Raw genomic sequence first — 12,646 nt, 5'->3', positions numbered from 1 at the left:
GCCCGAGGCTGCGCCGCGGATCCCTTGCAATCGCGTGGAATTCCAGATGAGCAGTGGCCAGACCTATCGGGTGCGGATGAGCGGCATCTCAAAGCGCTACAACGCCATCCAGACGCTCGATGACGTGTCGCTGACACTGAAGCCGGGCGAGGTGCTGGGGCTGGTCGGCGACAATGGCGCCGGCAAGTCGACATTGAGCAAGGTGCTGTCGGGAGCAGTGGTTCCCGACGCCGGCACCATCGAGATCGACGGCAAGCCGGTGATCTTCAGCTCGCCGGCAGACGCACGTGCGGCGCGCGTCGAGATGGTCTACCAGGACCTTTCGCTGTGCGACACGGTCGATGTCGCCGGCAATCTGTTTCTCGGCCGCGAGCCGCGCCGCCGCATCGCAGGCATTTCCTTTCTCGACAAGAAGCGCATGCATGACGAGACGCGCCAGATGCTCGATCGGCTCGGCATCGTCATTGCCGACACGCGGCTCAAGGTCGAAAACCTCTCCGGCGGGCAGCGCCAGTCGATCGCGATCGGCCGCGCCGCCTCGTTCGAGCCGGCCGTGCTGATCATGGACGAGCCGACGGCAGCGCTTGCCGTGGCCGAAGTCGAGGCGGTGCTCGAACTGATCCGCGCGGTCAGTGCGCGCGGTGTCAGCGTCATCCTGATCACGCACCGGCTGCAGGATCTGTTCCTCGTCTGCGATCGCATCCAGGTCATGTATGAAGGGCGCAATGTCGCCGAGCGGCTGATCGGCGAGACCAATATCGAAGACGTGGTCAATCTGATCGTCGGCCGCAAGTTCAGTGCGCGTTCCGCCACCAATGGCTATCGCGGTGGAGCGCCGGCATGAGCGACGCGATCCACACCGCCCAGCCCTCACGAGTACGCAGGGGCACCTGGCGCGATGCGCTGCTCGCCAATGGCAGCGTCGTCTCGATCGCGCTGTTCTTTCTGGTCGTCTGCATCATCTTCTCGGTTGCGACCGACGCGTTTCTGACATCGCCCAATCTGTTGAACATCCTTCGGCAGTCGGCGCCGCTGCTGATCGTCGCCGCGGCAATGACTTTCGTCATCACCACTGGCGGCATCGATCTTTCGGTCGGCTCCGTGCTGGCGCTGGTGGCGACGCTGTCGGCGACGGTTTTGCAGTTTGGCCTGCCGTGGCCAGTCGTTATCCTCGCCATGTTGGCGCTCGGCGCCCTGCTTGGGGCGGTACAGGGCTATTTCATTGCCTATGAGGGCATCCCGTCCTTCATCGTCACGCTTGCCGGGCTTTCGGTGATCCGTGGCGTGGCGCTGCTGATCACCGGCGGCTATTCCATCCCCATCGAGCCCGGAAGCGCTTTCACCGTGCTGGGCCGCGCCTGGTTTCTTGGCGTGCCGGTGCCGGCGCTGATCGCGCTGGCGATCCTGGCCATCGCCTATCTCGCCTTCAACGAGACGCCATTCGGCCGCTATGTCACCGGCATTGGCGCCAACGCCGAGGCGGTGCGGCGCGCCGGCGTCAACACGCGGCAGACGACGCTCTTCGTCTATGTGATTTCCGCCACCGCGGCCGCCCTTGCCGGAATCATCATTGCCGCCCGGCTTGGATCGGGATCTTCGAATGCCGGCCAGGGTTTCGAGCTGGAAGTCATTGCCGCCGTCGTGCTCGGCGGCACCAGCCTGTTCGGCGGCCGCGGAACGATCATCGGCACGGTGCTCGGCGCGCTGACCATGGCCGTCATCGGCAACGGCCTGATCCTGGCGCATCTGTCGCCTTTCCTGACGCCGATAGTCACCGGAACGATCATCCTGATCGCCATCTGGCTGAACTTCCGCCTGTTTCGCGGCGCCGTGCGGAGCCGTTGAGCCGATGAGCGATCTGTTCGATGACGCGGTGCCCAGGCGACGGCTGCCAATCGGCGTCGAAACCGGCCATGTGATGACCGTGCTCGGCCCGGTTCCGGTCGAGGAGATGGGCGTTACGCTGATGCACGAGCACATCTTGCTCGATGGTGCGCGCAGCTGGAAATGCCCCTGCCGTCCCGATGACATGGCGATCGCCGAGCAGCCGGTGAACATCGAGATCATCGGCGAGTTGCGCATGAACCCATACGTCAACCGCGACAACGTCTCGCTCGACGACGCCGACCTGGCGCTGTCTGAGCTGCAGCGCTATCGCGCGCTGGGCGGGCACACCGTCGTCGATGCCACCAATATCGGCATCGGCCGCGCCCCCGAAAAGCTCGCTCGCATCAGCCGCATGTCCGGCCTGAAGATCGTCATGGGCACCGGCTTCTATCTCGAGCACACCCATCCCGAATGGCTGAAGGCGATGGATGTGGACGCCGTGACCGAGTTCATCGTCAATGATGTCGGCGGCGGCGAGACGCAGCCGTCGATCATGGCCGGGCTGATCGGCGAGGTCGGCGTCAGCAAGGATTTCACCGCCGAGGAACGCAAGTCGCTGCGGGCTTCGGCGCGCGCCTCGCGCATAACCGGCGTGCCGCTGTCGATCCATCTGCCTGGCTGGGAGCGGCTGGCGCACGAGGTGCTCGATATCGTCGAGGCCGAGGCCGCCGATCTTCGCCACACCGTGCTCTGCCACATGAACCCGAGCCACGACGATCCCGACTACCAGAAAAGCCTCGCCCGGCGCGGCGCGTTCCTCGAATACGACATGATCGGCATGGACTATTATTATGCCGACCAGGACGCGCAATCGCCCTCCGACGAAGAGAACGCACGCGCCGTCGCCGCCCTTGTCGAGGCGGGCTTCGGCGACCGCCTGCTGTTGTCGCAGGATGTGTTCCTCAAGATCATGCTGACGCGCTTCGGCGGCTTCGGCTATGGCTACATCCTGAAGCATTTCATACCGCGCCTGAAACGCCATGGCGTCGAGCAGCCGGCCATCGACCGCATGCTGATCGCCAATCCGAAAAGCGTATTCGCGCGGCTCTAAGCGGCCTGGAATTACACTGGAGTTCAAATGTCCAAGAAGAAGATCCTGCTTGCCGGCGAATCCTGGGTGTCGACCGCGACCCATATCAAGGGTTTCGACCAGTTTCCGACCGTTACCTACCACACCGGCGCAGACGAGTTGCTGGGCGCGCTGAAGGCGACCGACTTCGACGTCACGTTCATGCCGGCGCATGAGGCGCAGCGCGGCTTTCCACAGACCATGGAGGCGCTGTCGGCCTATGACGCGGTCGTGCTCTCCGACATCGGCGCCAACACGCTGCTGCTGCATCCCGACACCTGGGTCCACTCCAAACCGACGCCGAACCGCCTGCGCCTGCTTCGCGATTACGTCAGCGGCGGCGGCGGTCTATTGATGTTCGGCGGTTACTACAGCTTCCAGGGCATCAATGGCGGCGCGCGCTACCACAAGACCCCGGTCGAGGACGTGCTGCCGGTGAACTGCCTGGCCTACGACGACCGCGTCGAGGTTCCCGAAGGTTTTGCGCCGGTGCCAAAACCAGGGTCGAGCCATCCCATCCTCAGGGGCCTCGGCTCGGACTGGCCGATCCTGCTCGGTTTTAACGAGGTGACGCTGAAGGACGGGGCCGAGGTCCTGGCCAGCGTGTCGTCGGACTATGGCTCGCTGCCGCTGCTTGTCACCGGCCGTTACGGCAGGGGCCGCACCGTGGCCTGGACATCCGATGTCGGGCCGCATTGGCTGCCGCCGCAATTCATCGCCTGGCCAGGCTACAAGACCCTGTTCGAACAGATGCTGGGCTGGGCGACCGGTGAGAGCTGAGCCATGCATGTCCACGTCGTCGGCAATGCCTGCGTCGATACCGTGTTTCGCGTCGGCCGCTTCCCTGCCGCGGGCGAGACTTTGAATGCCGTGAGCTATGCCGACGGGCTCGGCGGCAAGGGCGCCAACCAGGCGGTCGCAGCAGCACGGACTGGTGCAGAAGTGACGTTCTGGACGGCGCTCGGCAAGGACCCCGCAGGCGCATGGATCAGGAGCCGCCTCGACGGCGAGCTGTCAGACCTTGAGGTGATCGAATTCGAGCTGCCGAGCGACCGCTCGACCATCGTCGTCGATAAAGGCGGAGAGAATTTCATTGTCAGCGGCGTCGCCTGCAGCGAAGCCTTCGATCCGGTGGCGCAAACAGCACTTGTCCGCTGGATCGCCCCCGGCGACATCCTCGTGTGCCAGGGAAATTTACGGACTGCCGTGACCAATGCCTGCCTCAGAGCAGCAAAGGGAAACCGTGCGCGCACCGTTCTCAACGCCAGCCCGATCGACACGGCCTCGCTGCCCGATCTCGGCCTGGCGGAGGTTCTGGTGGTCAACCAATCTGAGGCGAAAACCCTGACCGGCCGGGATGACATCGCGGCGGCGGCCGACGCGCTGGTGGCCAAAAGCGCAGGCACGGTCGTCATCACTCTCGGCGCCGCAGGCTGTCTCCTGCTTGGCCCGGGCCATGAAGAGCCGCTTCGTTTGCCGGCGCCGCGAGTCGAAGCGCTCGACACCAGCGGCGCGGGCGATGTGTTCTGCGGCTGTCTGGCCGGTGGGCTTGCCCGGGGCATGCCGGTCATCTCGGCGCTGAAGCTGGCGCTCGCCGCCGCTGCAATCGCCGTGACACGGCCGGGCACACTGGCATCCTGTCCTTCCGCCTCCGAGATGGCGGCGCTCATCGATCAAATGGAGCTCTCATGACCCAGCTCGGCCAATCCGGCGGCGACGCGCTCGTGGACCTTTTCGGCCGCACAAAGGTGGTGATCGGCGTCGTTCATCTGGCGCCGCTGCCCGGCGCGCCGCGCTATGACGGCGAGGCTATCGAGGCGATCTACCAGCGCGGGCTTGACGACGCCAAGGCCTATCTCGACGGCGGCTGCGACGGCGTCATCGTCGAGAACCATGGCGACATCCCGTTCGCCAAGCCTGATGATATCGGCCCGGAGACGGCGGCCTATATGGCGGTGGTTTCCGACCGCATCCGCCGCGAACTCGGCAGGCCGATCGGCATCAATGTGCTGGCCAATGGCGCGATCCCGGCCCTGGCGATCGCCAGCGCAGCCGGCGCCGGCTTCGTGCGAGTCAATCAATGGGCGAATGCCTACGTCGCCAATGAGGGCTTTGTCGAAGGCGAATCGGGCCGCGCGGCACGCTACCGCGCCAGGCTGCGTGCCAACGGCATCCGCATTTTCGCCGATGCGCATGTCAAGCACGGCGCACACGCCATCGTCGCCGACCGCCCGGTGGAGGAACTGGTCAAGGACCTGGTCTTCTTCGACGCCGACGCCATCATCGCCACTGGCCAGCGCACCGGCCACGCCGCAGATTTGGGCTACATAAGCATGATCAAGCAGGCCGCCGGCCTGCCGACGCTCGTCGGCAGCGGTGTCACGCCGGACAATGCCAAGGATATCCTCGCCATTGTCGACGGGGTCATCATCGCCAGCGCGCTGAAGCACGACGGCGTCTGGTGGAACCAGGTCGACTCTGCTCGAGTAAAGGCTTTCATGGGTGATCTGAAGCGATAACTGGACTACCCTACCGAGGGGCTTGGCGTCCGCTTGATCAGAGACGACGGACGGGCCCAGGATACTGCGCGACCAGAACGTCGACGGTCAGCAAAGTAATGCCTTCCACAATCGATTGAGCAATCAGGATCCGATCGAAGGGGTCCTTGTGGATGGGTGGAAGCCCCTCCACTGCGACGGCATGCTCGCCGGTGATTGGCAGCTCATGATAGCCATTGTCCATCAGGCCCCGACGTAAAAGACGCGCATCGACCCTGAAGTCAGGGCGGCCCAGACCGCGTTTAATGGCAATCTCCCAGGGAGTTGCGACGCTGAACGTCAAGTGGTTATCGGCATTCTCGATCTCAGCGAGGGCTGGCGGGAGCTTTTCGGGTTCGCCCGCCGCCCAGAGCAGAAGATGGGTCTCGAGAAGAAGTTTCATGCATGGCCGCCAAACAGCTTCTCGATTTCGTCATCGGCCATGCGATCAAAATCGTCCGGAACTGAAAACCGCCCGGCCATAAACCCCACCCGACGCATTTCGCCGGCCGCAGGTGCGGCTATGGCAACGACCTTGACCATCGGCTTGCCGGATTTCGCGATAATGAAGGATTCGCCTTTGGCCGCCCTGTCGACAAGACGAGACAGATGCGTCTTGGCCTCGTGGATATTGACGGTGCGCATTGCGGGCCTCATGACTTAGTCCATGCAACTTAGTCTACATGGGGCCCCGATTTTCAAGCGTATTTCAGTCAGTGAAGGATGCTGGAGGTGGCCGACCCTCTCGTATCGGCCACATGGCACGACTTCAACAAAGACGCGTAATCGATTGTCTGAACTGCATGTTTGTTGGGACTACGTCTCACCTGATGTTGGCCGAACCTGTTGGTCCGCCATGCGAGGTCGGAGTTCACAGGAGCGATTTTTGCCGAGCAGATGCTCTACGTTGCGCTAGGGGCCGAAAGCGAAACGTCCGCTTTTAGGGCGCTGCGCCACGGCGGCGACGAGCCCGACACTGTACCGAAGACGATCGACGCGACGGGCGCCAAGGGCCTTACCTGACTCTATGTTCCCTTCACGATTCTCGGCTTAGTCGGTCGGCGGGATTGAGCCGCGCTCTCGAGGGCCAGGGCCAACCGTTTCTCGTCTTCGATGGCGCGATCGACTGCCTCAATTTCCTCTTGGAGCACCTTCAGCTCGGCTCCGTAGCTGGAGCCGTCGCTGTCCCCGATCTGAAAGCCACTTGCCCGCATTGCGTCGCGAGTATGGTGCACGTTACGGACTCCTTCGCGCCGCGTCGCGACCAAGATTTCCCTAAACTCTCCAAGACGTTCAACGTGATTGCGAGCCATTGCGTTCTCCTATTTCGTCGTCATCGTCGCCGACGGCGATTCAGAACGGCTAAAACTTACGGAGATACTCTCGACAAAGCATGAGTGCAGAAGCTCAAATTTGAATGTCTTGCAATAGCGTGAAGCGCAGCAGGCGTAAATTGGCTTCGACCCGATCGATCTCAGACCACATGCCAGACACTTTCGGCCGAGGGCGTCTGCGGCTCCCCCAACGGGGCCATCCGCTCATTAATCAGTAAAAAGTCGAGTGCGAGAATGACCCGGGCCATGGACGTCCCGCCATTCCTGGTCGAGTTTGACCTGCGGCGGAGGCAAGGCAGGCTTCGGCGCGTTGGTTGTGTAAAGCATCTCAAGCAACTGCTCTCCGTCGATCAGCTCCCGGTGCAGCTTTGACTTCGTCTCTCGGGCCTTCCTCGGTACTTTCGAGAACGAGAGGCGGTGGTGACAAATATCCCCTGCCCGGCACTCGCGAAGACCTTGCTCCTACGAAGTTTCGCACCTCTTTGACGGATTCCGCATCGGCCGTGATGTGGCGCTTTACTTGCACTGCCCGCTGGATGACGCAGTTGTCACGCAAAGGCAGGAAGCGGCGTAACGAAGCGAACGCGATGGCGGTGCGATGCGGCCTTTCGGCTGTGGGCGGCGGCCCGGACGCCGTCAAACGGCAGAAACTTCAAATCCATCATGTTGGCTCATTGCCAAAGCGCCGCTTCAAGACAACAATAACCTCGACGCCGGCGCGCCAGACGCGCACAAAAAGAGCGTTGGAGGAAATGGAGGAGGAAGCCGCTGGCCAAGTCACGGACGCGCTATGCATGCGGCGTTTCGGTGCTCACCACCGACGAATCTGACGCGGATGCGTTCGCCCGGGCGGTGGCAGCGGAAGCAGCGGCCATTGACGCCGGGTTTGCCCTCCTGTTTTTCTCGCAGAGCCTCATAGAGGCCGTTGCCCTGTCGGAAGCGCTGAAGACCCACGCGCCGGCGCTCCACTATGCCGGCTGCTCGACAGCCGGTGAGATAACGCCCAAGGGGCTGGAGGAAGGCCAGATCCTGGCTATGCTGCTTCCCTCCGTATCGTTTTCGGCAGCCAGCACCATGGTCGAAAATCTGTCCTCATCGGGCATGGACGGGATTACCGGCGAAGTCGAGGCGCTGAGGCGTTCGTTACACGAGCGCCTCGGGCACGAGCGAGCCGACACCACTTTCGCGCTCTGCTTGATCGACGGCCTGTCTTATGCCGAAGAAGCGGTGACCTCCGCCATCCATTGGGGACTCGACGACATCCCACTGATCGGTGGGTCGGCTGGCGATGATTTGAAATTCGAGACAACACGGCTGATCTCGAACGGCAAAGTGACCTCCGACAGCGCCATCATCGTGCTGGTCACCACGGAAATTCCTTTCCACGTGTTCAAGACCGACAATTTCGTTCCCACCGACGAGAAGCTGGTGGTGACGGCATCTGATCCCGACCATCGCATCGTGCGCGAATTCAACGCCACCGTTGCCGCCGAGGAATATGCCGCCTCGGTCGGCGTTGTCGCGCAGATGCTGACGCCACTGAGTTTTGCCTCGCACCCTGTGGTGGTGAAAGTCGGCGGCGAATTTTACTGCCGTTCAATCCAGAAGATGCACGCGGACGGCTCGCTGTCGTTCTTCTGCGCCATCGACGATGGTGTCGTGCTTGCCGTCGCCCAGCCTAAGGACATGGTCGAGGCGACCCGCGCCGCGCTCAGCGACGTCAGCGAAAGGCTTGGCGGCATTGACCTGATCCTCGGTTTCGACTGCGTGCTGCGCCGGCTCGACGCGCGCAATCGGCAGGTCTATCGCGAGATTTCGGAACTCTACAAGGTCAACAACGTCCTCGGCTTCGGCACCTATGGCGAACAGTACCGTTCGATGCATCTGAACCAGACCTTCACCGGCATCGCCTTCGGTGAACGCAATGCGGCCGAAGCGGCGGAGTAGGAAATCCGGGATGCCGCTCAGGAACATCGACGACCTGGAAAGGCTGAAGAAGATCAACGCCGCGCTGATCAGCCGCGTCGAGCGTTCCATGGACCAGCAAGGCAATGCCTTTTCGCTGTTCCAGACCGCCATTTCGCTTGAGAGCCGGGTGCGCAGCCGCACCGAAGAGCTGCATTCGACCTTGCGCCGGCTGGAGCAGTCGAACATCGACTTGAACGCAGCCAAGGAAAACGCCGAGCTGGCGAACCTGTCCAAGACCAGGTTCCTGGCGGCCGCAGCCATGACGTGCTGCAGCCGCTGAACGCCGCGCATCTGTCGGTCTCGGCGCTTGCCGAAGTACAGACCAGCGAGGAAGGCAGAAAGCTGGTCCGCCAGGTCGAGCGATCGCTGGAGACGATGGAGGACCTGCTCCGCACCTTGCTCGACATTTCCAAGCTCGATGCCGGCGTCGTGCAGCCCGACATCACCGATGTCAGCCTGGAGACGCTGTTTTCGTCTCTGCGCTCGGATTTTCAGCCGGTCGCGGAGATGAAGGGGCTGACGCTGAAGTTCCGGCCGGTCGATGCGCTCGTTCGTTCGGACCGAACCTTGCTGCGCCGCATCCTGCAGAACATCCTGTCCAATGCACTGCGCTATACCCGCTCGGGCGGCGTGTTGGTCGGCACCAGGCATCGCGGCGACACGATCCGCATCGACGTCGCCGATACCGGCTGCGGCATCCCCGACGACCAGCGCGAGGCGGTGTTCGAGGAATTCCATCGCGGCGTGATCCCGACGGATGCCGGGCTTGCCGCCGGCGGGCTGGGGTTGGGGCTGGCCATCGTGCGCCGCATCGCCGCGGCCCTCGGCCATCCCGTCACGTTTTCGTCGAAGGTCGGACATGGCACGATTTTCCATATCGACGTTCCGGTCGGGATCGGCGACACGGCCGATCCAATCGCCAGCACCGTCGACATGGAGCGGCCGCGCGGCTACGGTCTGTTCGGCACAAGGGTGCTGCTGGTCGAGAACGACATCGACGTGCTGCAGGCGATGACCTCCCTGCTCGAGCGCTGGCAATGCCTGGTGCGCCCCGCCACCTCGACCGGTGACGCGCTCGACTTGCTTGGCGATACCGACTGGTTGCCAGATATTGTCATAGCCGACCAGCATCTCGACGGCGGCGACCTCGGCACCACCACAATCGCCGAGGTCCGTGATTGTCTCGGTCGCGCCGTGCCGGCGCTGATCGTCACCGCCGACGGCTCGGAAAGTGTCGCCAAGGCCGCCCGCGCCGCCGGCATCGAGCTGATGCGCAAGCCGCTGAAGCCGGCCCAACTGAGGGCGTTGCTGGCGCATCTGCTGGCTTAGAGAATGGCTAACGCGATCCTCGATTACTTGGGAAAACCGGCGTCATCTCTTTTGACGTCACCGCCTTTTGAATCCTGGAAATTCAAACGAACTGTAGATCATGATCTTCCGGAAATCCGCATAGATTACGTTTCTGCGCGTCACAAATTTTCCTTCATCTGCGATCGCGATGAAAAAATAGACACCATATTCATAGAAGCTGACAATTTGGATCGAGACCTCCTTGAAATCCCCTTTTCATCCAGTCGCAACGACGTGCTGAATATCTTTGGCGTGCCCTCAAAAAGCGGCGCGGCACGGAGAGATCCTTTTTTGGGTGAATACGGCCCTTGGGACCGCTTCGACGAGGCGCATCATTCAATACATATCTCATATCACGCTCATGCAAACCGGATAACAAGGGTGACGCTTATGCGCGCCGACGCGGTGCCGTGACTATGCCGGGCATGCCCATGCGCGACTGAGGGGGCCCGGGAAACCCACAATGACAGTGCAGTTCTACGGCACCTTCGACTTGCCCGTCGGATGGGAAGACATAACTGACAACCTCCCCGAGGGATCGCCGCCTACCTTAGTTAAAGAATCAGATGCCGGCGGCACCGTTCAATTCTCTATTGCGAAATATCGAAGCGGGGAAAAGCCAAATGCAGATTTCGATGTTCTTAGAACGTTTATGGTCGAGTTTTGTCGAAACAATTTCATAGATGTCGAGCGGATTTTTGAGAGAAAATTTGGCGACGTAATGTGTGTTGGCGTTTCGTCGCGGACTACAGATCAAACCTTATTGGCCTGGTATTTGTCGAATGGAAACGATTTTGCATTCGTGACCTACCTCGCGCAAGGCGAGGAATACGATCTCATCGATGAGGTAGGCGAAACGAGAGAAATCATTTCGTCTATATCATTCGGATAGGGAGCAGCAGATCAAACGCCTTTGAGACATTCACCTGATCGCAGCGCCTTGCTGCTTCGTTTGCAGGGGCATCGGCACCGACCCCTCAAAACCCCGCCGGATCGCGAAACAGCTCGGCGTTGTCGAGCTTCGAGACCTCGATCACCGCCTGGGTACGGCTGTAGACGTTGAGCTTGCGCAGGATTTCGGAGACATGCGCCTTGACGGTGGTCTCGCCGACCTGCAGCTCGTAGGCGATCTGCTTGTTGAGCAGGCCCTGGCGCAGCATCTGCAGCACCTTGAGCTGCTGCGGCGTCAGCGTGGCCAGGCGCTGCACCATCTCGGCGCGGTCGGTGCTGTCGGCGTCGCGCGGCCGGCCTTCATAAGTCTCGGGAACATAGATCGCGCCTTCCATCACCGAGCGGATGGCGGCCGCAAGGTCGCTCTTGCGCGCCGATTTCGGGATGAAGCCGGCCGCACCGTAGGACAGCGCCTCGGAAATGATCTTCGGTTCCTCATAGCCGGAGACGATGACCACCGGCAGGCGCGGATAACGCGTCCTGAGCTGCAGCAGCCCGTCAAACCCATGCACGTCGGGCATACTGAGATCGAGCAGCGCCAGGTCGAACGGCTTGGCATCCGTCAGAAGCTCGAGCGCCTCGGCAATCGAGCGTGCCTCGACCGTGTCGACTTCCGGATAGGCCATCTGCACGGCGCTGTGCAGTGCCTCGCGAAACAGCGGATGGTCGTCAATGATCAGGAACCTGGCGCGATCGGTCATCAGCTTCCTTTCGGTTTGGTCTGGCCTAGAATAGTCCTGCAACCATGGCCAGCTTATTGGCAAATAGTACATTGCCATCTTGGCCGGCTAAAGCAGAATGTGCCCATGATTTCCGCGGCGCCACGCGGCAGATGTGGCCGTTCTGAAATGCAATGCCTTGCCCGGTGGCCCAAATCGGCCGAATGTGCCGGCGACAGATCCATTGAAACAGAGACAGGTCGTGACCGACTTCCGGCTTCGCGTGACAGCCAGTGACCGCCGGCTTTCGCACTGTTGCCGGCCGCCACACGACGCTTCCCCGACGCCCGCCTTATTCGCGGCCGCGCCGATGGTATCGGCTGGTCTGGGGTCGCGCTGGTATACGGGCTGGTTCCTGGACAAAACGCAGCAAGCTGATGGTGCCGCCGTTCACGCCAGGCGCTCGATAATCGTGCTGGTAAGGAGCACCACCTTGCCGGCATCGCGCTTTGGGCGCGACTTTGCCCGCGATATCCAAGCTAGTCGACGATCTGGGCCGCGCCAAGCCAGAACCAACTGATCGCAGTCGCTGATCTTGAAGAGCCATACGATCCGGTTGGACCAATTTCAGCGTATTCCCGTTGAGCCCAGCGCCCCCCGAGGCTGACAGCACGTCAGCAATGACTTACGAAGCGTGTCCGTCTACGCGCTCGCCTGCGTTCGTTCCAACGCCTGGGACCGGGCGATTTCGTCCGGCCCCAAAGATAGTGTCTGATCAGTCGTTAGGCCGGCAACGCGCCGGATCTCTTGGCCGTCCAGGTGGCGATATAGTCCATCAGTCCTGGATTGAGGCAATCATAAGGTTCGAGCCCGATCGACTTCAGCTGTGAC

The 12,646-nt window shown here is 61.9% G+C and carries 14 protein-coding genes and 2 pseudogenes; 11 read left to right on the top strand and 5 right to left on the bottom strand.

The window, feature by feature from the left end:
• Positions 1-46 precede the first annotated feature (46 nt).
• From NKH60_RS25780 to NKH60_RS25755, 6 genes are read left to right on the top strand one after another with little or no spacing between them, the layout of a single operon-like run.
• Entirely contained in the window at positions 47-844 is a 798-nt protein-coding gene (locus tag NKH60_RS25780) for an ATP-binding cassette domain-containing protein (protein ID WP_023721835.1), read from the top strand.
• Positions 841-1,845: an ABC transporter permease gene (locus NKH60_RS25775; RefSeq protein ID WP_352873815.1), complete on the top strand. Its 1,005-nt coding sequence runs from the start codon at positions 841-843 to the stop codon at positions 1,843-1,845. Before NKH60_RS25780 ends, NKH60_RS25775 begins: the two co-directional genes overlap by 4 nt.
• Before the next feature lie 4 nt (positions 1,846-1,849).
• A complete protein-coding gene (locus tag NKH60_RS25770) occupies positions 1,850-2,938 on the top strand; it encodes a phosphotriesterase family protein (protein ID WP_352873813.1) in 1,089 nt (362 codons plus the stop codon).
• 27 nt (positions 2,939-2,965) lie between these two features.
• A complete protein-coding gene (locus tag NKH60_RS25765) occupies positions 2,966-3,736 on the top strand; it encodes a glutamine amidotransferase (RefSeq protein WP_352873811.1) in 771 nt (256 codons plus the stop codon).
• 3 nt (positions 3,737-3,739) lie between these two features.
• A complete protein-coding gene (locus tag NKH60_RS25760) occupies positions 3,740-4,648 on the top strand; it encodes a ribokinase (RefSeq protein WP_352873809.1) in 909 nt (302 codons plus the stop codon).
• Positions 4,645-5,475 carry a BtpA/SgcQ family protein gene (locus tag NKH60_RS25755; protein WP_352873807.1) on the top strand — a complete coding sequence of 277 codons (831 nt, stop codon included), beginning with the start codon at positions 4,645-4,647 and terminating at the stop codon, positions 5,473-5,475. Before NKH60_RS25760 ends, NKH60_RS25755 begins: the two co-directional genes overlap by 4 nt.
• Positions 5,476-5,512: 37 nt before the next feature.
• On the opposite strand, the gene NKH60_RS25750 is transcribed toward NKH60_RS25755, so the two are convergent.
• Both NKH60_RS25750 and NKH60_RS25745 read right to left on the bottom strand, forming a co-directional pair.
• Complete coding sequence (locus NKH60_RS25750) at positions 5,513-5,896, bottom strand: type II toxin-antitoxin system VapC family toxin (RefSeq protein WP_352616204.1); 384 nt, start codon at positions 5,894-5,896, stop codon at positions 5,513-5,515.
• Positions 5,893-6,138: a type II toxin-antitoxin system Phd/YefM family antitoxin gene (locus NKH60_RS25745; protein ID WP_352873805.1), complete on the bottom strand. Its 246-nt coding sequence runs from the start codon at positions 6,136-6,138 to the stop codon at positions 5,893-5,895. The genes NKH60_RS25750 and NKH60_RS25745 overlap by 4 nt, the downstream gene beginning before the upstream one ends.
• A gap of 201 nt (positions 6,139-6,339) precedes the next feature.
• Here NKH60_RS25745 and NKH60_RS25740 point away from each other — a divergent pair, with 201 nt between their 5' ends.
• On the top strand, positions 6,340-6,516 hold the full coding sequence (locus NKH60_RS25740; RefSeq protein WP_352873803.1) for a hypothetical protein: 177 nt from the start codon (positions 6,340-6,342) through the stop codon (positions 6,514-6,516).
• A 2-nt stretch (positions 6,517-6,518) separates the two neighbouring features.
• On the opposite strand, the gene NKH60_RS25735 is transcribed toward NKH60_RS25740, so the two are convergent.
• A complete protein-coding gene (locus NKH60_RS25735) occupies positions 6,519-6,806 on the bottom strand; it encodes a hypothetical protein (RefSeq protein ID WP_023679221.1) in 288 nt (95 codons plus the stop codon).
• Positions 6,807-7,634: 828 nt separating this feature from the next.
• On the opposite strand from NKH60_RS25735, the gene NKH60_RS25730 reads away from it, so the two are divergent.
• From NKH60_RS25730 to NKH60_RS25715, 4 genes and pseudogenes are all read left to right on the top strand, one after another.
• Positions 7,635-8,774: an FIST N-terminal domain-containing protein gene (locus tag NKH60_RS25730; protein ID WP_352873801.1), complete on the top strand. Its 1,140-nt coding sequence runs from the start codon at positions 7,635-7,637 to the stop codon at positions 8,772-8,774.
• Positions 8,775-8,784: 10 nt separating this feature from the next.
• Positions 8,785-10,124: pseudogene (locus NKH60_RS25725) on the top strand (ATP-binding response regulator).
• Positions 10,125-10,127: 3 nt separating this feature from the next.
• Positions 10,128-10,559, top strand: coding sequence for a DUF6392 family protein (locus NKH60_RS25720; protein WP_352850652.1), 432 nt, complete (start codon positions 10,128-10,130; stop codon positions 10,557-10,559).
• Positions 10,560-10,608: 49 nt separating this feature from the next.
• A complete protein-coding gene (locus NKH60_RS25715) occupies positions 10,609-11,037 on the top strand; it encodes a hypothetical protein (RefSeq protein ID WP_352873799.1) in 429 nt (142 codons plus the stop codon).
• Positions 11,038-11,122: 85 nt separating this feature from the next.
• Here NKH60_RS25715 and NKH60_RS25710 read toward each other — a convergent pair whose 3' ends face one another.
• Both NKH60_RS25710 and NKH60_RS25705 read right to left on the bottom strand, forming a co-directional pair.
• Positions 11,123-11,797: a response regulator gene (locus tag NKH60_RS25710; RefSeq protein WP_352873797.1), complete on the bottom strand. Its 675-nt coding sequence runs from the start codon at positions 11,795-11,797 to the stop codon at positions 11,123-11,125.
• A gap of 740 nt (positions 11,798-12,537) precedes the next feature.
• A pseudogene (locus NKH60_RS25705) lies at positions 12,538-12,646 on the bottom strand (S-(hydroxymethyl)glutathione synthase); the annotation flags it as partial.

Origin of the sequence: Mesorhizobium sp. M1006, from assembly GCF_040318825.1 — a bacterium.
Taxonomy (GTDB): Bacteria; Pseudomonadota; Alphaproteobacteria; order Rhizobiales; family Rhizobiaceae; genus Mesorhizobium.
This window is presented reverse-complemented; position numbering and strand designations above follow the sequence as displayed.